General features: G+C 36.9%; 24 protein-coding genes. 15 read left to right on the forward strand and 9 right to left on the reverse strand.

What is annotated here, in order from left to right; all coding sequences use genetic code 11:
- The first annotated feature begins 18 nt into the window (after positions 1-18).
- The 10 genes from sufD (at position 19) to N8A89_RS08615 (ending at position 7,717) form a co-directional block, all read left to right on the forward strand.
- Complete coding sequence (sufD, locus tag N8A89_RS08570) at positions 19-1,335, forward strand: Fe-S cluster assembly protein SufD (RefSeq protein ID WP_281541891.1); 1,317 nt, start codon at positions 19-21, stop codon at positions 1,333-1,335.
- A gap of 127 nt (positions 1,336-1,462) precedes the next feature.
- The gene (locus N8A89_RS08575) at positions 1,463-2,059 is read left to right on the forward strand and encodes an outer membrane beta-barrel protein (protein ID WP_281541892.1); all 597 of its coding nucleotides are present in this window, start codon (positions 1,463-1,465) and stop codon (positions 2,057-2,059) included.
- A 73-nt stretch (positions 2,060-2,132) separates the two neighbouring features.
- On the forward strand, positions 2,133-3,347 hold the full coding sequence (locus N8A89_RS08580; RefSeq protein WP_281541893.1) for an aminotransferase class V-fold PLP-dependent enzyme: 1,215 nt from the start codon (positions 2,133-2,135) through the stop codon (positions 3,345-3,347).
- 116 nt (positions 3,348-3,463) lie between these two features.
- Positions 3,464-4,537 carry a zinc metalloprotease gene (locus tag N8A89_RS08585; RefSeq protein ID WP_289645363.1) on the forward strand — a complete coding sequence of 358 codons (1,074 nt, stop codon included), beginning with the start codon at positions 3,464-3,466 and terminating at the stop codon, positions 4,535-4,537.
- Between the two features lie 67 nt (positions 4,538-4,604).
- Positions 4,605-5,009 (forward strand): hypothetical protein, encoded by a 405-nt coding sequence (locus tag N8A89_RS08590; RefSeq protein WP_281541895.1) that lies wholly within the window; start codon positions 4,605-4,607, stop codon positions 5,007-5,009.
- Between the two features lie 41 nt (positions 5,010-5,050).
- The gene (locus N8A89_RS08595) at positions 5,051-5,473 is read left to right on the forward strand and encodes a SufE family protein (protein ID WP_281541896.1); all 423 of its coding nucleotides are present in this window, start codon (positions 5,051-5,053) and stop codon (positions 5,471-5,473) included.
- Between the two features lie 3 nt (positions 5,474-5,476).
- Positions 5,477-5,809, forward strand: coding sequence for an SUF system Fe-S cluster assembly protein (locus N8A89_RS08600; RefSeq protein WP_281541897.1), 333 nt, complete (start codon positions 5,477-5,479; stop codon positions 5,807-5,809).
- 21 nt (positions 5,810-5,830) lie between these two features.
- Positions 5,831-6,196: a four helix bundle protein gene (locus N8A89_RS08605; RefSeq protein WP_281541898.1), complete on the forward strand. Its 366-nt coding sequence runs from the start codon at positions 5,831-5,833 to the stop codon at positions 6,194-6,196.
- Positions 6,197-6,216: 20 nt separating this feature from the next.
- On the forward strand, positions 6,217-6,720 hold the full coding sequence (locus tag N8A89_RS08610) for a DUF2480 family protein (protein WP_281541899.1): 504 nt from the start codon (positions 6,217-6,219) through the stop codon (positions 6,718-6,720).
- A 67-nt stretch (positions 6,721-6,787) separates the two neighbouring features.
- Positions 6,788-7,717, forward strand: a complete 930-nt coding sequence (locus tag N8A89_RS08615; protein WP_281541900.1) for a DUF3078 domain-containing protein — start codon at positions 6,788-6,790, stop codon at positions 7,715-7,717.
- A 408-nt stretch (positions 7,718-8,125) separates the two neighbouring features.
- On the opposite strand, the gene hflX is transcribed toward N8A89_RS08615, so the two are convergent.
- On the reverse strand, positions 8,126-9,337 hold the full coding sequence (hflX, locus tag N8A89_RS08620; protein ID WP_281543360.1) for a GTPase HflX: 1,212 nt from the start codon (positions 9,335-9,337) through the stop codon (positions 8,126-8,128).
- Positions 9,338-9,435: 98 nt separating this feature from the next.
- Here hflX and N8A89_RS08625 point away from each other — a divergent pair, with 98 nt between their 5' ends.
- The 4 genes from N8A89_RS08625 (at position 9,436) to N8A89_RS08640 (ending at position 14,986) form a co-directional block, all read left to right on the forward strand.
- Entirely contained in the window at positions 9,436-10,395 is a 960-nt protein-coding gene (locus tag N8A89_RS08625; protein WP_289645368.1) for an endonuclease/exonuclease/phosphatase family protein, read from the forward strand.
- A gap of 187 nt (positions 10,396-10,582) precedes the next feature.
- Positions 10,583-12,793 carry a S8 family serine peptidase gene (locus N8A89_RS08630; protein ID WP_289645370.1) on the forward strand — a complete coding sequence of 737 codons (2,211 nt, stop codon included), beginning with the start codon at positions 10,583-10,585 and terminating at the stop codon, positions 12,791-12,793.
- Between the two features lie 435 nt (positions 12,794-13,228).
- Complete coding sequence (locus N8A89_RS08635) at positions 13,229-14,212, forward strand: polysaccharide deacetylase family protein (protein ID WP_281541902.1); 984 nt, start codon at positions 13,229-13,231, stop codon at positions 14,210-14,212.
- Between the two features lie 3 nt (positions 14,213-14,215).
- Positions 14,216-14,986 carry a formyl transferase gene (locus N8A89_RS08640; RefSeq protein WP_281541903.1) on the forward strand — a complete coding sequence of 257 codons (771 nt, stop codon included), beginning with the start codon at positions 14,216-14,218 and terminating at the stop codon, positions 14,984-14,986.
- 5 nt (positions 14,987-14,991) lie between these two features.
- Here the strand turns inward: N8A89_RS08640 and N8A89_RS08645 are convergent, their stop codons facing one another.
- The gene (locus N8A89_RS08645) at positions 14,992-15,714 is read right to left on the reverse strand and encodes a 3'-5' exonuclease (RefSeq protein WP_281541904.1); all 723 of its coding nucleotides are present in this window, start codon (positions 15,712-15,714) and stop codon (positions 14,992-14,994) included.
- A gap of 113 nt (positions 15,715-15,827) precedes the next feature.
- Between N8A89_RS08645 and N8A89_RS08650 the strand changes: the two genes are divergently transcribed.
- Positions 15,828-16,967: a hypothetical protein gene (locus N8A89_RS08650; RefSeq protein ID WP_281541905.1), complete on the forward strand. Its 1,140-nt coding sequence runs from the start codon at positions 15,828-15,830 to the stop codon at positions 16,965-16,967.
- Positions 16,968-17,064: 97 nt separating this feature from the next.
- Here N8A89_RS08650 and N8A89_RS08655 read toward each other — a convergent pair whose 3' ends face one another.
- From N8A89_RS08655 to N8A89_RS08685, 7 genes are all read right to left on the reverse strand, one after another.
- Positions 17,065-17,397: a DUF3140 domain-containing protein gene (locus N8A89_RS08655; RefSeq protein ID WP_281541906.1), complete on the reverse strand. Its 333-nt coding sequence runs from the start codon at positions 17,395-17,397 to the stop codon at positions 17,065-17,067.
- A gap of 66 nt (positions 17,398-17,463) precedes the next feature.
- Positions 17,464-17,877 carry a hypothetical protein gene (locus N8A89_RS08660; RefSeq protein ID WP_281541907.1) on the reverse strand — a complete coding sequence of 138 codons (414 nt, stop codon included), beginning with the start codon at positions 17,875-17,877 and terminating at the stop codon, positions 17,464-17,466.
- Between the two features lie 245 nt (positions 17,878-18,122).
- On the reverse strand, positions 18,123-18,851 hold the full coding sequence (locus N8A89_RS08665; RefSeq protein WP_289645375.1) for a DUF6090 family protein: 729 nt from the start codon (positions 18,849-18,851) through the stop codon (positions 18,123-18,125).
- A gap of 24 nt (positions 18,852-18,875) precedes the next feature.
- Positions 18,876-19,184 (reverse strand): hypothetical protein, encoded by a 309-nt coding sequence (locus tag N8A89_RS08670; RefSeq protein WP_281541909.1) that lies wholly within the window; start codon positions 19,182-19,184, stop codon positions 18,876-18,878.
- Between the two features lie 80 nt (positions 19,185-19,264).
- Complete coding sequence (locus N8A89_RS08675) at positions 19,265-19,618, reverse strand: DUF6090 family protein (RefSeq protein WP_281541910.1); 354 nt, start codon at positions 19,616-19,618, stop codon at positions 19,265-19,267.
- Positions 19,619-19,758: 140 nt separating this feature from the next.
- Positions 19,759-20,220 carry a VOC family protein gene (locus N8A89_RS08680; RefSeq protein WP_281541911.1) on the reverse strand — a complete coding sequence of 154 codons (462 nt, stop codon included), beginning with the start codon at positions 20,218-20,220 and terminating at the stop codon, positions 19,759-19,761.
- Between the two features lie 128 nt (positions 20,221-20,348).
- Positions 20,349-21,629: a serine hydrolase domain-containing protein gene (locus N8A89_RS08685; RefSeq protein ID WP_289645378.1), complete on the reverse strand. Its 1,281-nt coding sequence runs from the start codon at positions 21,627-21,629 to the stop codon at positions 20,349-20,351.
- Positions 21,630-21,663: the final 34 nt, after the last annotated feature.

Consider the following 21,663-nt stretch of genomic DNA (forward strand, 5'->3'; position numbering starts at 1 on the left):
AGAAGTAGAAAATTAAAGATGGATTTAAAAGACAAATTGATTTCTTCCTTTATGGCGTTTGAAAACAACGTAGATGTTGAACATCCTGTCCACGATGTTCGGATGGAAGCCATAAAGAATTTTGAAGCAAAAGGATTCCCTTCTAAAAAAGAAGAATCCTGGAAATATACATCGCTCAATAGCCTTCAAAAAGTAGACTTTAGTATTTTTCCAAAAGAAGAAAATGCATTGGAATATAGAGATGTAAAGCGCTATTTTCTTCATGAGATGGATACTTATAAAATAGTCTTTATTGATGGAATCTATAGTTCTTACCTTTCTGAGACTACCCATGATGGTGTCGATATTTGCTTGATGAGTTCGGCTTTAACTAAGCCTATGTACAAGCAGATTATAGATGTATATTTTAATCAAGTCGCTTCCAAGGATGAATCTCTAACCACACTTAACACGGCGTTTAGTAGAGAGGGGGCTTATATCTATATTCCAAAAAATAAAATGCCTAAAAAACCTGTGGAAATCTTGAATTTCGCTACAGGCAATGAGGCATCACTCTTACTTCAACCAAGAAATTTGGTAATTGTAGAAGAGAATGCAGAAGTACAGATTATAGAGCGACACCAAAGTTTAACGACTAACGAAATACTGACGAATTCGGTTACGGAAATTTTTGCTGCTGAAAGTGCCATTGTGGACTATTATAAAATTCAGAATGACGCGGGCACAGCCTCTCTAATAGACAACACTTACATCAACCAAAAAAGCAAAAGTCACGTAAAGGTTCATACCTTTTCTTTTGGCGGAAAACTGACTCGAAATAATCTGAATTTCTATCAGAACGGTGAGTATATGGATTCCACTATGAAAGGGGTTACGATTTTAGGGGAAAAGCAGCACGTGGACCATCATACTTTGGTGCATCATATGGAGCCCAACTGTGAGAGCCATCAGGATTATAAGGGAATTTATGGCGAAAACTCAACCGGTGTTTTCAACGGTAAAATTATCGTGGATAAAATCGCTCAAAAGACGAATGCCTTTCAGCAGAACAACAATATTTTAGTAAGTGATAAGGCCACAATAAATACCAAACCTCAACTGGAGATTTTTGCGGACGACGTTAAATGCTCGCACGGCTGTACCATAGGTCAGTTGGATGAGGACGCATTGTTTTATATGCAGTCGAGGGGAATCCCCAAAAAAGAAGCGCGTGCACTGTTGATGTATGCTTTTGCCAATAACGTTTTAGAAAGCGTAAGGATACCTGAGCTAAAGACACGGATCAACAAGTTGATTGCCAAAAAATTGGGCGTTAATTTGGGCTTTGATTTATAGAATATTTTTAAGAAATACTTGTGCTATAATTAACGGTTAGTTAAGTCATTCTTAACTAACCGTTTTATTTTTCTACAGACCTTTTAAATTAGCTTAGCTAAATTAATATTTAACTAAAGCTTTTAATATGATGAAAAAACTACTCTTAGGAATCTTTCTTTGTGCATCGGTTTACACTTTTGCCCAGGACAAAAAATGGAGCGTAGAGGCAAATTATAGTATAATTCCAGCGGAAGGAATTGGTGGTGATGATGACATATTTGAGATAGGCCTTAAATACAGATTTTTGGATTTCAAACTTTTTAATCTCGGTCTAAGCGTAAATACGGGTTTCTCAACTCAAAAATCTGGAGATGATTTGGAGGAATTCGGTTTTGAATCAAAAACTACAAATTATTATATACAACCTAGGATTTTTTCAGAAATCAAATTACCTGGAATTCCGAAATTAAAGCCATCAATAGCCTTGGGATATTCTGTAGTTAATACGGACTCTTTTTTAATTCTTAATGGGGAAGACCTTTCTTCAGATAATACAAATAGTGGTTTTAATGCTAATTTCGGAATATCCTATGATATCACTGGTCGATTCTTCGTGCAAGCACAATATGATTTCATTAGTTTAAAAGTCAGGGACGATATTTTCTTTAATGGTGAAGCTGTAAGAACTGATTTTACAGACAAATTGAATAATATAAAAATAGGTGTCGGTCTAAGGTTCTAGTGAGACGAAATTCCCTTTTTCTCTACTATTTTCATAGGGATATCAAGTATCTTTGCAGTTCAATAGAATTGTTATGTACGACGTCAAAAAAATCCGTAAAGACTTCCCAATTCTCCAAAGAGAAGTAAACGGCAAACCCTTAGTATACCTGGACAATGCCGCTACCTCACAGACCCCGCAGCAGGTCATAGATGTTATTGTGGATTATTATCAAAACTACAATGCAAACATCCATCGAGGCGTGCATGCATTGTCACAAGAGGCGACGGATAAATATGAACAGGCCAGACAGAAAATCCAGAAGCATTTTAATGCAGCCAAATCCCGTGAAATAATTTTTACGTCAGGCACTACTCATAGCATCAATATTGTGTCGAACGGATTTGCATCATTGATAAAGAAGGGAGATGAAATTTTAGTCTCCGCTATGGAACATCATTCCAATATCGTTCCTTGGCAGATGTTATGTGAAAGGACGGATGCTACCTTAAGGGTAATTCCGATGAATCAGGAGGGAGAGCTATTGATGGATGTCTATGATAATTTACTTTCCGATAAAACCAAATTGGTATTCTGCAACCATATTTCAAATGCTTTGGGAACAATTAACCCAATTGAAGAAATCATTACTAAAGCACACAGTGTAGGAGCAGCTGTTTTAATTGATGGTGCACAAGCAGCACCCCATTTGATAGCGGATGTTCAAAAGTTGGATGTGGATTTTTATACAATCTCCGCACATAAAATTTGTGGGCCGACCGGAGTAGGAATGCTCTATGGCAAAGAAGAATGGCTTGGTAAGCTACCACCATATCACGGTGGGGGAGAAATGATTGCAGAGGTTACTTTTGAAAAAACGACCTATGCAGATTTACCCCATAAATTTGAAGCAGGCACACCCAATATATGTGGCGGAATCGCTTTTGGAGCCGCGTTGGACTATATGAACTCTATTGGTTTCGACTCCATTGCGGCTTATGAGCATGAATTGCTTTCCTATGCCACCAAAGAGCTGCTGAAAATTGAGGGACTCAAAATTTACGGTACTGCAAAAAACAAGACTTCGGTCATTTCGTTTAACATCAAAGGACTACATCCTTATGATATTGGCAGCATTTTAGACAAATTGGGTATTGCCGTACGTACGGGCCACCATTGTGCCCAACCTATCATGGACTTCTACAAAATACCAGGTACCGTACGAGCCAGTTTTAGCTTTTATAATACGTTACAAGAGGTAGATGTACTTGTCGCCGGAGTAAAACGAGCTAAGGCAATGCTTACATAAATGTAATCCTCTAACATTTCTTTTGTAGCTTATCGATTGTTTTTAACAATGCCTTCACAAATTGTTAAATATTAGTATCTTCTGCCGCATTAATAACCATTATAATTTTAAATTTTATGAAAAAAGTATTTCTAGGACTTTCTATTTTATTGGCAGGGTTAACTTCTTGTGAAAAAGAGCAAAATGTTAACTTAGAGGAAAGTCAGTCCCCCCAAGAAATCACAGTGGACATGAGTGATTTCACTCTTTACGCAGATAACGATAATCTCACCGGAAAATCTGCAGAGGGTTTTGAAAAATGTGTATCCATGAAAAACTTGGAGTATCGCCTTGCTAAAAACAAAGGTTTGGCCAAAAAAATGTACGATATTGAGTACAACACGCGTAAAGCAATAGCCCTTAAACCTGGAAACGGTGGAGGAAAACCTGGTGGAGGCGGAAATGGCGGAGGCGGTGATACCCCAACCATTTATGAAGGGGCGATTAGCATTCCAGTAGTAGTAAATATCATTGAGCAATTCTCAGGACAAGTAACACAGGCTCAAATTAATTCACAAATTAGAATTTTGAACGAGGATTTTCAGAATAACAACACCAATACGAGTAACATACCGGCTGAATTTGCTGCAGATGTGGCTAACTTGAATATCAGCTTTGTCTTGGGAAGTACAAATAGAAAAGTAGATTCTAGATCTTCTTGGGGCACGAACGACGCGATGAAAATTCCTACGCAAGGAGGAATTGCGCCAACCGACCCCGCAAACAATTTAAATCTTTGGGTTTGTGAAATAGGCGGAGGAATATTAGGATATGCACAGTTCCCAGGAGGATCCTCTGCCACTGATGGAGTTGTTATTGGAACCGATTTTTTTGGTGAAACCTCGGCTGGAGGAATATATGGAAAAGGAAGAACAGGTACCCATGAAGTTGGTCACTGGCTCAACCTTCGCCACATCTGGGGAGATGGAAGATGTAATCGAGACGATTTTGTAGCGGATACTCCCTTCTCCGATAGGGCAAATTACAATTGTCCTAGTTACCCTACAGTCCACTGTCGCTCGGCTGATATGACTATGAATTATATGGATTATGTACAAGACGATTGCATGTACATGTTCACTAACGGACAAAGCGATAGAATGCGTGCGCTCTTTGTACCTGAAGGACCCAAAGCTGATTTTGTAAATTAATAAGCTATTCATAAGGTTTTGATAAAAGGACATCTTTAAAGATGTCCTTTTTGTAGTTTTAGTCCCTATGAAATCGATACTTGGTAGTTTATTACTTCTTCTCAGCGTTCTGAATTGTGGGCAAGAAAATATGGAGCTGCTTTATGTAGCTCAAACTCGTGGTTTTTTTCTTAAAATTGTTGTCAAGTCCAAAGTCTTAACGGTTATTAGCGAAAGAGATGGCGAAGTAAAAGAACGAGAACTTTCCGAATTAGATTTTGAGGAATTAAAAACCTTGCTTGCCATTACGGATTTGGATGATGTAAAAACTTCAACTAGTTCAAAAAGCACTTATGACGCAGCGGCGATGGCTAGTTTAAATCTATCCATCAAAGGGAAAAGCTACCAATTTGATTTTGACCACGGTAATCCTCCCAAAAAACTGGAAGCATTGGTCAATAAAATCATAACACTTTCTGAAATAGTTGAGTAAGGAGATAAGATGTATTAATTTTACCATATCAAATTGTCCATATGAGTATTAAAGAAATACAAGAAGATATAGTAGATGAATTTTCGATGTTCGAGGATTGGATGCAGCGATACGAATATATGATAGAACTCGGGAAATCACTTCCGCTAATTGACGAAGAATTTAAGACCGATGACAATATTATCAAAGGATGCCAGAGCAAGGTTTGGGTCCATGCAGAACTTGAGGAGGATAAGTTGGTCTTTACAGCCGATAGCGATGCTATAATTACCAAAGGAATCATTGCCATATTGATTAGAGCTTTTAGCAACCAAAAACCGCAAGATATCATTGATGCGGACACTGAATTTATTGATGAGATCGGATTGAAGGAACACTTGTCCCCAACAAGGGCCAACGGCTTGGTGAGCATGATCAAGCAACTTAAACTGTACGCAGTAGCGTACCAAACACAATTGAATTAAGTTATGAGTGATATAAGTACAGCGGAAGACAGTGCCGAGTTAGGCGAGAAAATAGTAAAGATATTAAAGACCATTTATGATCCTGAAATACCTGTGGATATTTATGAGCTAGGGCTCATATATGATGTTTTGGTGAATGAGGACAACGAGGTCAAAATATTAATGACCTTAACTTCACCAAACTGCCCTGTTGCGGAAACCTTACCGGTAGAAGTAGAGGAAAAAGTAAAGTCATTAAACGCTATTAAAGATGCCGAGGTAGAAATAACTTTTGACCCACCCTGGACACAGGATTTAATGAGCGAAGAGGCCAAACTGGAACTTGGTTTATTATAGATTTAAGAAGTAAGATATAAGATGAAAGCCGATAAGGGTTTTGAAAAAATTATTTCCTGGAAGAAAGCGAGAGAGCTAAATAAAGAAATTTATCGACTCACCACTGCAACAGAGTTTTCAAAAGATTTTGCTTTAAGAGATCAGATTAGAAGAGCATCTATATCCATATCTTCAAATATTGCTGAAGGTTTCGGAAGAAAAACCAACAAAGAATTCATTTACTTTCTTAATGTTGCTCAGGCCTCGTGTTATGAAGTTAAATCTCAATTATATCTGGCTTTGGATATAGGATATGTTTCAAAACTAGAATTTGAACCATTATTTTGTATTTGTGATGAAATTTCTAAAACAATTTTTGGACTTATTAAGCATTTACAAAAGCCCTGATAACTTAAAACTGAATTCTTATGTCTGAAATAATAAATAGAGTCACCCAGAGCAAACTTGTCACGTTTGACTTGGAAGATTATTATCCTAAAGGCACCAGAATAACACTCGATATAAAGGACTGGCTTTTTGACGGTATCATTTTAAGGGAAAAGGAGTTCCGTACCCATTTGGAAAATCACGATTGGGCGCAATATCAAGATTCCTTTGTGGCAATAACCTGTTCCACAGACGCTATTGTTCCAGGATGGGCCTACATGCTTTTGACCACAAAATTGCAACCTTTTGCTATGAAGGTGGTGCAAGGCTCATTACAGGATTTGGAGACAATTTTATATCAATCTATAATAGACAATCTGGATATTTCGAGTTTTAAGGATAAATCGGTTATTATTAAAGGATGTAGCAACAAGCCTGTTCCTCCTAATGCCTATCTAGCTCTTACGGAACGCTTACAAACCGTTGTAAAGTCTATCATGTACGGGGAAGCCTGCTCTTCCGTACCCCTCTTCAAGAGAAAATAATGGAAAAATATTCGCAATATATGCGACTATTCTTACTTTAGCATTTCTATAAATTAAACACTATATCATGAAAAAAATTATTTTTACTACGGCCCTTATGCTGACTTGTGCTTTAGGGTTTTCTCAAACAGAAGAGGAATTGAAGGCACAATTGGGTCCCAAAAAAGATTCTATTGCGGCCATACAAGCCAGGGTTGATGCTATTAAGGCAGAAATTGCAGCACTGCCTGGATGGAAAATGGGTGCATTTGGTACTATTGGTGTAAACCTCAGCAGTTTTAATAACTGGTACGGCCAGGGTACCCCAGATGTATCTTCGGGAAATATAGCTGTAACCGCAAATGGTTTCGCAAATCTTAAGAAAGAAAAGTTCTTTTGGAGAAACTCAGCTAACATAAACCTAGGATGGGTAAAGTTTGATGATAAAAATGACCCAAATGATGATGACAGTTTTAGACAAGCGACCGATGTATTTAATATCTCTTCACTTTATGGTCGAAAATTATCTGAAAAATTCGCCATATCTGGATTAGGGGAATATAGAACTACCATCTTGAACAACTTCAATGACCCAGGTTACTTAGATTTGGGTGTGGGTGCCACTTGGACACCTATAACAGATTTGGTGGTGGTTATCCATCCCTTAAACTACAACTTCGTATTCAGTGATAATGATGCAGTTTTTCAATCTTCTTTGGGTGCTAAGATAGTAGCAGATTATACTAGAAAAATTGGTGCTATTAATTTTAAGACCAACCTTTCTATGTTTCAAAGTTATGAGAGTAGTGACCTTTCCAATTACACTTGGATAAATTCTTTTGGATACACCTTGTGGAACGGAATAGGAATAGGAGCCGAGTTCGGTTTAAGAAATAATAAGCAAGAAGCATTGAATTTTGCACAAAATGGACCAACACCTGATCCCACTGCGACGTTTGATTCAATAGATAATGATCTGCAGACATACTTCTTGGTAGGCTTGAACTACGCTTTCTAATCTGATAAGTAAATCTATTAATACGAACCCGCCATTTAGGCGGGTTTTTTATATGCTGGAATAATGCGTAGGGTCTGCTATTAAATTGAACAAGGCTTTAATACTTTGTAGGACTCCGAAAAGAAGAGGACTGTATATCCGTAGAATTAGGTTCAACCAATGAAAAAAGCCCTCTCTAGGAGGGCTTTTTAAGGTTAAGTAGTTATCGTAAAATTTGGGGTTTTACTTCTAGCTTTTCTAAGTTAAATATCAATTTGGGGTCAACACTATCACTTAAACACACTGTAAATTTAAGGCGACATTTCGCTTTTCTACAATTTATGTTGTGAACATATCCTAAAATGTGGTGAAAAATATAAGCGGTTTAATTTCTCCGATGAATGGTAAGAAATGATACTTCGATTGCCGTTAATATTCGTCCAAATGTTCGGGGTACAGAAAATTATTATAAGGAAAACGAGTTACATGTATCTCCCTGACTTCATCGTAGACCCGTTTTCTAAATTCGTCCAGATTTTCTTTGTTCAAAGCAGAAATAAATAGCGCCCTGTCCCCAACCTTTTCCATCCAGGTCTTTTTCCAATCGGCTATGGTAAAATGTGCGGATGTGCGTTCCGTAATCAGATCGTCCTCGTCTATTTCTTCGTTCTGATATTGGTCAATTTTATTAAAAACCATTATGGTCTTTTTATCCCCACTTTTTATTTCAACAAGAATTTGATTCACAGAATCTATATGCTCTTCAAACTGTGGATGCGAAATATCCACCACATGTAAGAGTAGGTCCGCTTCCCGAACCTCGTCCAACGTGCTTTTAAAACTTTCTACGAGTTGCGTGGGCAGTTTTCGGATAAAACCAACGGTATCACTCAATAAAAAGGGAAGATTGCCTATGACCACTTTTCGCACGGTTGTATCTAAAGTTGCGAACAGTTTGTTTTCGGCAAATACATCGCTTTTGCTGATAACGTTCATTAGGGTTGATTTGCCCACATTCGTATACCCAACAAGCGCCACTCTTACCAAGGCACCACGGTTGCCCCGTTGCGTCTCCATCTGCCGGTCTATTTTTAAGAGCTTCTTTTTTAGCAGGGAAATGCGATCACGTACAATACGCCTATCCGTCTCAATTTCCGTTTCACCGGGACCTCGCATACCAATACCCCCTCTTTGGCGCTCCAAGTGCGTCCATAGGCCGGTTAGTCTAGGTAACAAATACTCATATTGCGCTAACTCCACCTGCGTTCGGGCATAGCTCGTCTGGGCACGCTGCGCAAAAATATCTAGGATCAGACTGGTACGATCAATAATTTTACAGCGGAGCTGTTTTTCAATATTACGTTGCTGTGCGGGAGTAAGCTCATCATCAAAAATAACCGAACCGATTTCATGCTCTTTCACATACTGTTCAACTTCTTCCATCTTACCACTACCTATAAGTGTTTTAGGATTTTGAATGTCCATGCGTTGCACGAAGCGTTTGGTTACTTCCCCACCGGCGGTATAGGTCAGAAATTCTAACTCATCCAGATATTCGCTTACTTTTTCTTCATTCTGTTCCTTGTTGATAATACCAACAAGGACTGCCTTCTCGTAATCTATAGTTGTCTTTTCTAACATAGTATGGTAAAGCGCAAAATTAAGCAAAATCACCCAAGCTATTTTATTAAATTTATTGACCTTATAAAACCCACATGCGTTTTTCCTTATTTAAGAAAATGAAAAAAAATGAGCAGTTATATACTGTGGCATTTTACAACCTGGAAAATCTGTTTGATGCGGAAAATAATGAAAGGACGCTGGACGATGATTTCACGCCCGAAGGTTTTAAAAAATGGACACCTAAGCGTTATGAAAAAAAACTGTCCAAAGTTGCCAAAACCATATTCGGGATAGGGAAGCCAAATAATCCGAATCCTCCCGTACTGGTAGGTGTTGCAGAAGCTGAAAATAAAACCGTCCTACAAGATTTGGTGCAGAAGCACCCCTTGAATCCCATTTCCTATAAGTTTGTGCATTACGAATCGCCTGATGAAAGGGGTATAGATACGGCGCTATTGTATAATCCTAAATATTTTGAGGTAATACATGCCGAGCCCATGGCCTTAATGATCAAAAACCTGGACGGAGTAAGGGATACCACTCGGGACATACTTTATGTAAAAGGAAGACTGAACGGTGAAGAAATGCACGTGTTCGTAAACCATTGGCCGTCTAGATGGGAAGGCAATGAAGCTACGGAATATAAAAGAATCAGGGCAGCGGAGGTTATTCGAGGGAAAATGAAGGGTATTGACAACCACTACAAGGAGCCCAATTTTATAATTATGGGTGATTTTAACGACGATCCAGATTCGGCCAGCATTCAAGAACTAATTGCAGATTCCAGTCTCTATAACCCCATGGAGAAACTACATGCACCTGGCAAAAGGGGAAGCTCCAATTATAAAAAGACGTGGAGTCTTTTTGATCAGATAATAATTTCGCATAGCTTTCTCAATTATCAAAAACGAACGCACAGTTTTAGAGAAGCCAATATCTATGATGAGGTACACTTGAAAGAACACGACGGGAAGTACGAGGGAAGTCCTTTTAGAACTTATGCGGGACGTAAATATCTGGGAGGGTATAGTGATCATTTTCCAGTTTACATCATTTTAAAGTATAATGATAATTGAATACTTCCAGGTAATCCTTAGTCTAATTTTATAAGAAATTACTTACAAACATCAGAAATCAGCACTTTCACAACAACAAACCGGGTCTGTTTAGGTATTTCGTCGAATAATTAAAACTTTTAGTCGATTGAATCGTAGGTATAATTTATGTTTGTAGTCCAAATCTTACAAATTAACTTGATAACCTATGGACTACCAAAAACCTACGAACAATGGGATTAGATTTTTAAGCGTCCCATTGTTCTTTTTTTTCGTTTCTTCCTTAACATGGTCACAGTCGGATAAATTAAAGACTCTTATTAATAAGGATTACGACTTTACCAAAATAGGTAAAATGCATGTTGACCTTGAGTTTGACTATGAGCGCAACAGGGCAAAAACTTTGGAACTGGCCAAGCATAATAATTGGAAGCTAAAGGAGACCTTACCTGGCGGAAAAAAAATAGAGCTTCAAGAAGTCGGTGAGGACGGAACTCCTATCTTTTATGAAACTTATGCTGATGATGCCAGTCAAGTATCCAGGGCAAACACACTTCATACCAATGGTATTATGGAATTGGATTTGGACGGAGCAGGAATGCAGGTGGGCGTATGGGATGCCGGGGTTGTTAGAGCTACCCATCAAGAGTACGACGTACGTGCTATCATCGCGGACGGGAGTGAAGATATAGACGCGCACGCTACCTTGGTTACTGGCAGTATCATTTCTTCGGGTATTAAAAAAGAGGCAAAGGGTGTTGCATATAGGGCAAATGTATTATCACATGACTGGACTAGGGATAAATTGGAAGTTACCGAGGCAGCTGCTAACGGACTTTTGCTTTCCAACCACTCCTACGGTATCAAAACGGATAGGGTACCGGATTGGTACTTTGGTTCTTATATCAAAGTAGCGCGGGACTGGGACAGAATAATGTTTAATGCTCCCTACTATTTAATGGTTACCGCTGCAGGTAATGCACAACATAGAAATGATAACGAAACTCCTATATACGGGACCAGTAGAGATGGGTTTGATGTGTTATTGGGTTTTACCTTGGCAAAAAACGGACTTACCGTTGCTGGTGCGAATACCAAGATTGATCGTAATGGAAATTTAAAGGAGGCCGATGTATCTGCCTACAGCAGTTTTGGTCCCGTGGACGATGGTAGAATTAAGCCAGATTTGGCGGGGAACGGTTCTTCAATTCTATCCACATCGTCAACCAACAATACAAGTTATAACGTGTCTTCCGGTACTTCCATGGCAGCCCCGGGCGTCACGGGTTCATTGTTATTGTTACAGCAGTACAACGAGCAGCTTTACGAAGCCTATTTAAAAGCGGCTACGTTAAAGGGACTTGCTTTACATACTGCCGATGATGTTACTACCAAAGGACCTGATTACAAAATGGGATGGGGAGTTATAAATGTTAAGACAGCTGCGGAAGTTTTGTTGAACAAAGAATTCACGACCCATATTTCTGAGGAAACATTGATAGAAGGGGATACTTTTACAATGACGGTAGAGGCGAATGGGAACGAAACATTGATGGCCTCGATCTCTTGGACAGATCCTGAGTCTGAATTCATCAATAGAGGTACACTTAACGACAAAACCGCCGCTCTTGTGAATGATTTGGACATCCGTATCTCCCAAGATGGCAAAACATTTTTTCCATGGAAATTGAACCCCGCTCAAGCCAGTGCACCGGCTACACAAGGAGATAATCTGGTCGATCCTTTTGAACGTATTGAAATACCTAACGCCAAAGGTTCTTATACGATTGAAATTACCCACAAGGGGGCGATTACAAATGGTACTCAAGACTTTTCGTTAATCGTTTCTGGTGTGGCCGTTACCCAGTGTAGTGTAATTGCTCCGGAGGATATTACCCTTAGCGATGCCTCAACCGAAGGGCTTCACATAAATTGGGGAGAAATTGTTGACGGTCTTTACGAAGTACAATACAAAAAGGCAACAGATCAAAATTGGGTAACGGACTATGCCGGGGGCAACACTTTCTTATTAAACGACTTGGTTGAAAATCAAGATTATGTAGTACGACTTAGAACCTTTTGCTCACAGAACATAGCCTCGGAATATACCCAGGAATATCAATTTAAATTTTTAGGAGAAGAAACTGTTGTAGGCCCTTTGGACAACAATGAAGTATTAAACCTTTCTTCGGAAATTAATTTCTCCGTGTACCCTAATCCCGCAGTAAACCAGATTTCCTTAAATACTGAGGTTAGTGATACGGCTATGTATCGGATTATATCCGCCTCTGGAATTGAACTAAAACTTGGTGAAGCCAAGTCGGCAAAAATTAATGTGTCCGATTTAGCTACGGGTATATACATACTACAAATACAGGATTTCGGAGTTAAAAAAAGTGCGAAGTTCTATAAAAATTAAAAGAGCTGTTAGTTCCCTCGATACCTTTTTATAAAATAACCAGTTACCAATGGACCCGATAAGGTTTCTATTGGTTTTTTGCCAAATTCTTTTATAATTTTTAAAACTTCACATGATTTTTTTCACAACTGAATTTCTAAAATATTAATTCTCAGTTTTGGTATCACAATCATATAATTACCGAGCCATTAAAGAAGTGACTAGTAATAGTGTAGTCTTTTATTTCTTACAATAAACTTTAATTACTTTTCAAATATTCTGATAAAATAAATAGGATAATTTTATCTGTTTGTAAATCTGGTTTGGTTTTTAAACAGCCAAAACTCCTATACGACTAGTGCAATTGTCAATACAACAAATTACTCTGTTTTTCAACTAAGATTATGAGGTTCATTTCTCGTTTTATATAACTTTACTTTACAAAAGTAAAATAAAATGAATAACGGCTCTTTTGTAATATCGCTGGATTTTGAGTTAATGTGGGGAGTTAGGGACAATCGAACTATTGATAGCTACGGAGCAAATGTTGAAGGTGTTCGAATTGCCCTTCCTATGATGCTTGAACTTTTTAGGAAATATAATATCAAAGCCACTTTTGCCACTGTGGGATTTTTATTCGCAAAGACAAAAAAGGAGTTATTGGCATATGTGCCAGTTAACAAACCAGCTTACGCAAATAATAATCTTTCACCCTATAATGGATATTTTGAGTTACTAAAAAATTCTGAATCTGAAGATAATTATCATTATGGATTTTCTTTAATTAATATGTTAAAACAATATCCAGAACAAGAGATAGCATCTCATACCTTTTCTCATTATTACTGCTTGGAACCTGGACAAACAGCAAAAGCTTTTGAAGAAGATTTAAAATCTGCTATTGCAATCGCAAGGAAGAATCAAGTAAACCTTAAAAGCTTGGTTTTTCCTAGAAATCAGTTTAACAAGGACTATTTAAAAATATGTTCTAATTTAGGTATTACGAGTTTTAGAGGTAATGAAAATGCCAAATACTACAAAGCTGTCCCTGGAGCTGGAGATACTATGGTTAAAAAAATAATTAGAATTGTGGACATGTATTTAAACTTATCGGGTCATAACCTATCAGATTTAGGCACAATTTCAAAGACATTTCCCTACAATATTCCATCAAGCCGATTTTTAAGACCATATAATAGTAAACTTCGCCTTTTCGAGATTCTGCGATTAATTCGCATAAAAAGGAGTATGACTTATGCAGCAAAGAATAGCAAAGTATATCATTTATGGTGGCATCCTCATAACTTTGGACAAAATCAGAAAATGAATTTCAAAATTCTGGAAGCTATATTACAGCATTACCAGTTTTTATCAAGTAAATATAATTTTGAGAGTATGACAATGAACGAGATAACCGCACGCATAGAGAAACTGAAATAAGTCATGAATAAGAGAATAATAATGATTGCTGGTAAGGGCAGTTCCACATTTAAAGTATACAATGCCTTAAACCTGAGATTTAATATTGAAATGTTAATTGTTGAAAATAATCCAAGCACAAAAAAGTTCCTAGCACGAAGAGCAAAAAGGCTAGGTTATTTCAAGGTATTTGGTCAAGTTTTATTTCAAGCAATAGCTCAGAAAATATTAAATATGACTTCTAAGAAGAGAATAGCTGAGATTACTGAAAAATATGGTTTTGATTCTACACCTCCAAGACGAGAAAAACTTGTTGAAATCAACTCTATAAATGACAATGCTTCAATAGAATTACTTAAGGAATTGAACCCGGATATTATTATAGTTAATGGAACGAGAATCATTGGCAAGAATGTATTGGAAAATATAAATGCAACCTTTATTAATACACATGCAGGTATCACCCCAAAGTATAGAGGATGTCATGGCGGATATTGGTCTTTGGTTAACAATGATATAGGTCATTGTGGAGTAACAGTTCATTTGGTAGACAAAGGAATCGATACAGGAGAAGTCATTTATCAAGCTCTAATTCGGCCTGAAAAAAAGGATAATTTTATTACGTACACTTACTTGCAACTAGGTGAGGGCATTAAAATAATGAAAAATGCGATTAGTGATGAACTAGCTGGAAATTTAAGAACAATTTCTCCAATGACAAATGAGAGTAAACTATGGCATCACCCTACTATTTGGTTCTATTTGTATAATCGTATTTGTAAAGGAATAAAATAAGCATTTCAAATTACCATTACTTTTTTTATTTCACTTTCTTCCAAAAGTGCCTCGTTCCGCAGTCTGAGAAAAACTTGGGCCGTGGTTACCACATCCAGTTCACAGTAGGTAATGATACGATCTATATCCTTTTCCTTATAGTAAACATCACGTACCATGCTGCCATCTATATCTTCTTTTGGGGAAGGGATTCCAAGGATACGCGCCATAAGCTTTAAAGAAGTATAGTGTTTGTAATCTCCAAACTTCCACAGATCCATGGTGTCCAAATGGGGAACTTCCCATGGTTTTTTGCCGAAAAGGTCCAGCTTATAGGGTAAAGAGATACCATGAATAATCATTCTTCTGGCAATATAAGGGAAGTCAAATTCCTTACCATTATGTGCGCAAAGTAAGTTTTTGGCCTGACTAAAATGCCCGTTCAAAAGGTTTTTAAAATCTTTGAGCAGCTTGGCTTCATCACCATGAAAACTGGTTACCCTAAAGTTTTTGGTTTCTCCGACAAGCTTAAAATATCCTACGGAAATACATATTATTTTCCCAAATTCAGCCCAAATCCCACCGCGGTCATAAAACTCTTCCGGTGTAAATTCATCTTTTCGCTGGTATTTGGTCTTTTGTTCCCACAGTTCTTTTTTAGTATCGTCCAAATCCTTGAAATGTTCCAGTTCTGGTACGGTCTCGATATCCAAGAATAAGATATGTTCTAAGTGCAGTTTGGTAAGCATGGCCACCGGATTGTTGTTCGTGCCCTTAATTTAGGATATTATTTCGAGACGATGTCCCCAGTGCACCATCAAATAAAGTTGTACCTTGCTTAAGGACAAATTTTTGCTATGAAATGAGCCCCAACAACACGTTACAGAAGAGCGCGTATTTTACATCTATATTATGGGCCATTCTCCTTTTTGCAGCTTGCTCTAAGGAAGATGATAATAGTAGGCAGGAAATTACAGCCATTCAGCCTAGTTTTGAAGTGGTAGGGGTAGACTTGGAGGCTACCTATCAATATAATTATGACGGTACTACAGAAATGGGTACCGTATTTAATCTAACAGACGAAATTGGTGTGCCTTCAGAATTCTTGACCATAAGACAGGTTGGGAGTGTTATTTCTTTCTATTCCTTTGCGTTCGGTGATTTTTCCTTGTATCAGAAAGATGTGGTAACAGGTGCAACCAATAGTTTTCCTAGTTTCTATACCAATACCCCGCAACGTAGCATCGTTTGGGGCACCAATAATGAAGAAGCTGTTTTTTTCGGGTTCTATAATCCTCAAGGCACTAGGAATCTTGCCGTACGCAAGTTAACCTTGGGCGACTTGGAAGGAGCCGACCTTCCCTTGGAGTTCAATATAGATGCGTTGTACCAACCGCTTTATGCAGACGGGCGCCTTTTTATAACCTACAGATCAAATGACCTACAGTATAAAATTGCTGTCTATGACACCGATAACGGGGTACTGATTTCAACATTGAATTATGGTACTGCATCACCAAGTCTGTTAATTGATGAAAATGGTAATCTAGCGGTATTACGTTTTTCTGACGAGTCCGTAACCATTTTGGAAAGACGGGACATTGATGACCTCACTGTGATAGAGGAAATCCCTTTGGTATTTGAGCAAACGCTCCCTACCGGACCAATAAATGGGAACCTTATCGGGGCAGAATTCTATTACGAGTATGAATATCAACAACCTTTTGAGCTTATTAACGGGCCAGCAGTATTTAATATTGATACTGGTGAAAACTTCATTTTAGATGTAGCAGGAATTAAGAACAGGCTGGAAAATGAGCAGGGAATCTCAATCTATATAATTGCTAGCCAATATGATGAGACGGCAGATGTTTTCCTAGTTTCGTACGGAAAATTCAATACTACACAAACACTAGAAGGAGGAGTTCTGGCCATTTCTAAAAATGGAGAACTTTTAGCCAATGCCGAGGTGCCCTTTATCCCTGTCTACTTCATTAAATAAATCACTTTCGTAAATTTCTCAAAAGGTTTAGTTCCCTTATAACAGAGGGAAGCTGAAGGCAATTCCAATATCGAATTATATTATTGGACCTACAAGCTTATTTTAATGGGTCGTGCCCCCAATTTTTAAGCGAATAGCGCCAGTCAGATTCCTTTAGATCACCACTCGGCTTTTGAGCTTTGTGTCGGGCAATATAGGAATTAACTTTTTGCATATGTCCATAATTGGAATCGGTTAATTCTGCCTTTTTTGTTCGTTTTATTTTAATGATTTTGCGACCGCTTTTGTGACCAATGGATTCCCCATCGCCGCTATCTTGCCCTACCGACTTAGATTTTTCAGTATCCAGCCAATCCGCCAATTCAGAGGGTGTCATATTTACATTATCGTAAAAATCATCATAAATATCATCTTTCTTTTCTTCTTTCATTACTGCTTTTTTTAATCAATTAACGGTTAATAAAAATATGTCCAACCACAACGCTACTTACCATAACTACTGGATTAATGCCCAAGTCTTCTCGTTGAAAATTAATTCTGTAGAAATATCTATTTCTGTATCTACAATTTCATCAATCTGTTTTTGAAATTCAGGAAAGAATAATTCTTTTAGCAATTTCCATAACAGCCTAAATTTTGGCTCGTCTTTAACGCCGACTGCCGTCTTAGTAATAGATTCCTGAATGTGTGAATCGAGTGTTCCCGGCTGATTTAAATATAAACTATTTTGAAATGTCAAAAACAGTCCATGTAGACTTACAATAATCTGAAATCTTTCTTCCGAAGTTGTGGATTCAGGGTCTGCCATGAAATTCCAGAATAATCCACTTGATTGCGTTTTATTGCTCATTTCAGTATACCATGAAAAAATACTTGCGACCGCACCCACTATCTCAGTGATTATACACATAATTTGAAGTTTGTTTTTCATATTTTTTTACGGTAACATGTGTTATAATAATGACAATGGTTTGATGTAAAAAAAGCAATGGCTTAATTGCACTATTATTCCGGCTACTACAGAGCCAATTTTCTGTTGTCGGGCTTTAATTTTATGTACTAAAATTGCAATTTTCAATACACTTTCTAATAAAGGCCAATGTTAGATACAATTGGGATTGACTGTGTTCACATGCTAATAAAATTATAATAATATTAATGCGACTTTAACTCAGCTGTTATTTCTTTTGATAACATTTCGGCATTCTGTTTTAATCGCCTCCAAGATGATATTTGGTTTTGTAAGGAGGCCATTCTGCTAAACAGGGATCCCATAAATTTTTGATCTTTAATGAGATTTTCTAAGTTTAGATTAGGTAATGGTAAGGTAATATTATAGCGCGCAAAACTTTCTGCGGTACCTATTACTTTCTCATAAGTCTCGGGTCCGGTAATTTCATGATTGTTAACAAATGCACTTTGTTCACTTAAAAATCTATTATTTTCAACCTCTTTATAGTATTTAAAAATTAGGCTCCGTAATTTATCTGATTTTATCAATCTCATTGTTCCCGTAGAAACGGCCTCATTGAAAGTGCCGTCGTTGGCCTGAAAATTAAAATCATTAATGAAGGCCTCCATTTTGTTGATAAAATCTAATTTGTCGCCGGTTAGAGCTGTCATGATTTGAGTAGTAGTGTTGGCGGAATCTATTAGTTGATCTAAAAATATGATATCATCTTTTAAATCGTGTTCCGATAGATTGCGGAGAATTCTTTTTTCTTCAAAGCTATTTTCGCGATTTTTTACAATGGCATTTAATTGGAAGGCAAGCAAAATCCCAATCACTACAAGAATTATCTCTCCAATTGCATAAATAAGATATTTACTGAATTTGTTTTCGGTCAGTAATCTTTGTCGAATCTTTCTAAAGAATTTTATCATTGGTTAGTGGTTGATGTGCTTTCGCTATTTATTTTGTTCCTTATTTATTAGTTCGATAATAACACCTATTTCCTTTTGCATTTTTTCCAATCTCTCTATGGTTTCAAGTTGAGATATACTTTTCCAACGATGTATCCCTTCATAAACTAAAATCAATTCCTTTAAATTTTTATCAATATTTAAAAATTCTTTCATCTCAGGTTGATTTTCCAAGCGTTTTGGCAGCGTTGTCGCACCCAGTAAAGAACTCAATTTTTGCGTAATCTCCTGTTGTCCTTTACTCGTGTCTTCAAAACGTTTTATGGTAAGGTCTTGTAGACGTTCTAGATTCATTAACTTATTTCGTATGAGTGAAGGAATTAAGCCAATGTCACCCGTGTTGTGAAGCGACTCGATAGTATTGGTATTAAATATTAGCGGGGTGATATTAAAGTAAGTTTAGAAATCTGTCCATAGGCTTTAAGCGGGGTCAAGCCTTCATTGTTATATGAAATTAAATATTTATTATATTCTTTTTGGTGATTGCTGAATTCTTCAATGGTATATTGGACAGCGCTAATGTCATTACTTAAATCGTCTAATAATTGCACATAATAATCTTGCTTCTTTGCTTCTGATTTTCGGTCTTCATTCCAATTATTAATCTGAAGTGCTATGAGAATTCCAATAACTACAAGGATTATTTCTCCTATGGCATACTTTAAGTACTTTCCAGTTTTTCCTTCTGAAAGCAGATTTTGTCGAATTTTTCTAAAGAATTTTATCATTAGTTAATGGTTGGTTATAATTAGGTACAACGACTCGTTTAAGAATAGTTACGGGTTTACATGCGAGGAATTTCAGTAGAAAATTCAGCTGTAGTAAACTTGCAACTACCTTTGATTAAGGCCAAAATAGAGCAATTTTTTTATTCATTATTTATCTTAAGCCAGTGCTCATAAGTAACGACTCGTTTTTCTTCGTTTCCTCTAGTCTTTCCAGGTAAAAGTCCAATGAATTCAAGATAATGCCCATCCGGGTCGCTAAAATATATGGATACTGCCGGCATCCAACAAAAAACCATTGGCTTTTCATTGTCGTCCTGTAGAAAGTTCCAATAATTTAAGTCATGAGATTTTAAAAAATCTATAGATTCATTTATAATCCAATCGGGGTCACATTCAAAAGCGAAATGTCGTAAATCAATTTCTTCCTTTGGTTTTTCCCATAATCCAAGCATCGCCTGTTTATCTTTTCCTATCCAGAAAAAGGCAGTTCTACGTTCCGCTCCAAAACGACATTGTTTTAGTCCAAGAACTTTAGTGTAAAACTCGATTGAATTTTCTAGATTTTCAACATACAAATGGGTTTCATAAAGTCCTTTAATCATAATCTATTTTCGTTTTTTAAATGCTTTAATATGGTTTTGTAGATGAAAATTAGCGGATATTAAGTACTGATTTTTGGTTCATTATCTTCGCTTTAAGCACCAAGAAACCACTATTCTTTATATGCTGGCTATTCTACGTTCAGTTTATCAAAATATTCATTCATTTTATCCCAAACTGCATAATATTCTAATTCTCTAGCTCTCTCGTCATTTCCCATATCACAGTTGATTACAATGTATCTTCCAATCTTTTTTTCTTTGTCAAAATACATCCAAGTAGCAACTCCAGCGTCACCACCTGAATGTCCTATATAACCCAATGCGCTATGTCCAATGAATAGGGCAGGACTATAATCGCCATTATAGGGATTCCCAGCATTTCGTGATTCAAAGTTCTGTTCTTCTAAATGTTCGGTGAAGAGTTCTCTGTAGCTTTCTTTTTTTAGTAATGTACCTTCTCCTGAATAACCTTTAATCAATTCAACTAAATACTTTGCCATATCACTACTTGATGAAATCAACATTCCATCAGGGAAAGTTATAGCGGTATAAAAAGGCAACAATGTATTATCATTTCTATATAATCTTGAATGCTTTTGTATATCCACATTTTCTAGTGACCAACCTGATGAATTCATCCCTAATGGTTTTAAGATATGTTCTTCCGTAAATGAATCAAATAATTGGCCTGTTGCTTTTTCGATAACCAATGCACACAATGTAGCACCTATGTTTGAATAGTTATATCGTTCTCCCGGTTTGAAGTTGATGTAATTATCATCTTGATAATATGCACCATTTACTGCTAAATATCCGTTTAAATATTCTTCCATTGGAATATTTAGTTCAGGTGGATTCAATCTTTGAGCGGGATAATCTGTACTTACATTGGTCAAGTCTTGATTCTCTGTAAGAATCCAAGCTCGATTCATATATTGTTCCGTATCATTAATTCCAGAAGTATGTGTTGCTAATTGTCTTATAGTAATCGTTTCATTTGGATAATTTGGGTTTATTACTTTAAAGGGCAAATAATTCTCAATCGGGTCCTCTAAATCTAGCTTCCCCATTTCTTTAGCTTTCATTAAGGCAATACCAATTAGGGTTTTAGAAACCGAAGCAATATGCTGGATGGTGTTTTCGTCATACTTCACTTTTGTTTCAAGATTAGATAATCCAAAGCCTTTTTCATAGAGCACGCCGTCTTGGTTGACCATAGCAACTGCAAATCCAATTATTTCCCCATTTTTTTGAATGGAATCCAATTCCGCTGTTAAAGAATCCTTTGTAATTTGGTTTTCACTTATTATTAAATTGTCGGTATTTTTTTTACTTTGATTACAAGATGAAAGAGTAATTGCTATAACAAATACTACGGCTAATTTTTTCATTTGTTCTATTGGTTTCATTTAAGGATTAAAAAATTGGATTCTTGTTAAAGTT

The organism is Maribacter aestuarii (assembly GCF_027474845.2).
Classification (GTDB): Bacteria; Bacteroidota; Bacteroidia; order Flavobacteriales; family Flavobacteriaceae; genus Maribacter; species Maribacter aestuarii.

Coding starts and splice junctions, on each gene's coding strand:
- N8A89_RS08655 (WP_281541906.1), bottom strand. CDS start 17,397: ATGAAAGAAGAAAAGAAAGATGATATTTATGATGATTTTTACGATAAT.
- N8A89_RS08650 (WP_281541905.1), top strand. CDS start 15,828: ATGAGCCCCAACAACACGTTACAGAAGAGCGCGTATTTTACATCTATA.
- N8A89_RS08585 (WP_289645363.1), top strand. CDS start 3,464: ATGAAAAAAGTATTTCTAGGACTTTCTATTTTATTGGCAGGGTTAACT.
- N8A89_RS08595 (WP_281541896.1), top strand. CDS start 5,051: ATGAGTATTAAAGAAATACAAGAAGATATAGTAGATGAATTTTCGATG.
- N8A89_RS08645 (WP_281541904.1), bottom strand. CDS start 15,714: ATGCTTACCAAACTGCACTTAGAACATATCTTATTCTTGGATATCGAG.
- N8A89_RS08685 (WP_289645378.1), bottom strand. CDS start 21,629: ATGAAACCAATAGAACAAATGAAAAAATTAGCCGTAGTATTTGTTATA.
- N8A89_RS08605 (WP_281541898.1), top strand. CDS start 5,831: ATGAAAGCCGATAAGGGTTTTGAAAAAATTATTTCCTGGAAGAAAGCG.
- N8A89_RS08670 (WP_281541909.1), bottom strand. CDS start 19,184: ATGAATCTAGAACGTCTACAAGACCTTACCATAAAACGTTTTGAAGAC.
- N8A89_RS08640 (WP_281541903.1), top strand. CDS start 14,216: ATGAATAAGAGAATAATAATGATTGCTGGTAAGGGCAGTTCCACATTT.
- N8A89_RS08575 (WP_281541892.1), top strand. CDS start 1,463: ATGATGAAAAAACTACTCTTAGGAATCTTTCTTTGTGCATCGGTTTAC.
- N8A89_RS08610 (WP_281541899.1), top strand. CDS start 6,217: ATGTCTGAAATAATAAATAGAGTCACCCAGAGCAAACTTGTCACGTTT.
- N8A89_RS08600 (WP_281541897.1), top strand. CDS start 5,477: ATGAGTGATATAAGTACAGCGGAAGACAGTGCCGAGTTAGGCGAGAAA.
- N8A89_RS08675 (WP_281541910.1), bottom strand. CDS start 19,618: ATGATAAAATTCTTTAGAAAAATTCGACAAAATCTGCTTTCAGAAGGA.
- N8A89_RS08635 (WP_281541902.1), top strand. CDS start 13,229: ATGAATAACGGCTCTTTTGTAATATCGCTGGATTTTGAGTTAATGTGG.
- N8A89_RS08615 (WP_281541900.1), top strand. CDS start 6,788: ATGAAAAAAATTATTTTTACTACGGCCCTTATGCTGACTTGTGCTTTA.
- N8A89_RS08680 (WP_281541911.1), bottom strand. CDS start 20,220: ATGATTAAAGGACTTTATGAAACCCATTTGTATGTTGAAAATCTAGAA.
- N8A89_RS08630 (WP_289645370.1), top strand. CDS start 10,583: ATGGACTACCAAAAACCTACGAACAATGGGATTAGATTTTTAAGCGTC.
- hflX (WP_281543360.1), bottom strand. CDS start 9,337: ATGTTAGAAAAGACAACTATAGATTACGAGAAGGCAGTCCTTGTTGGT.
- sufD (WP_281541891.1), top strand. CDS start 19: ATGGATTTAAAAGACAAATTGATTTCTTCCTTTATGGCGTTTGAAAAC.
- N8A89_RS08660 (WP_281541907.1), bottom strand. CDS start 17,877: ATGTGTATAATCACTGAGATAGTGGGTGCGGTCGCAAGTATTTTTTCA.
- N8A89_RS08625 (WP_289645368.1), top strand. CDS start 9,436: ATGAAAAAAAATGAGCAGTTATATACTGTGGCATTTTACAACCTGGAA.
- N8A89_RS08665 (WP_289645375.1), bottom strand. CDS start 18,851: ATGATAAAATTCTTTAGAAAGATTCGACAAAGATTACTGACCGAAAAC.
- N8A89_RS08580 (WP_281541893.1), top strand. CDS start 2,133: ATGTACGACGTCAAAAAAATCCGTAAAGACTTCCCAATTCTCCAAAGA.
- N8A89_RS08590 (WP_281541895.1), top strand. CDS start 4,605: ATGAAATCGATACTTGGTAGTTTATTACTTCTTCTCAGCGTTCTGAAT.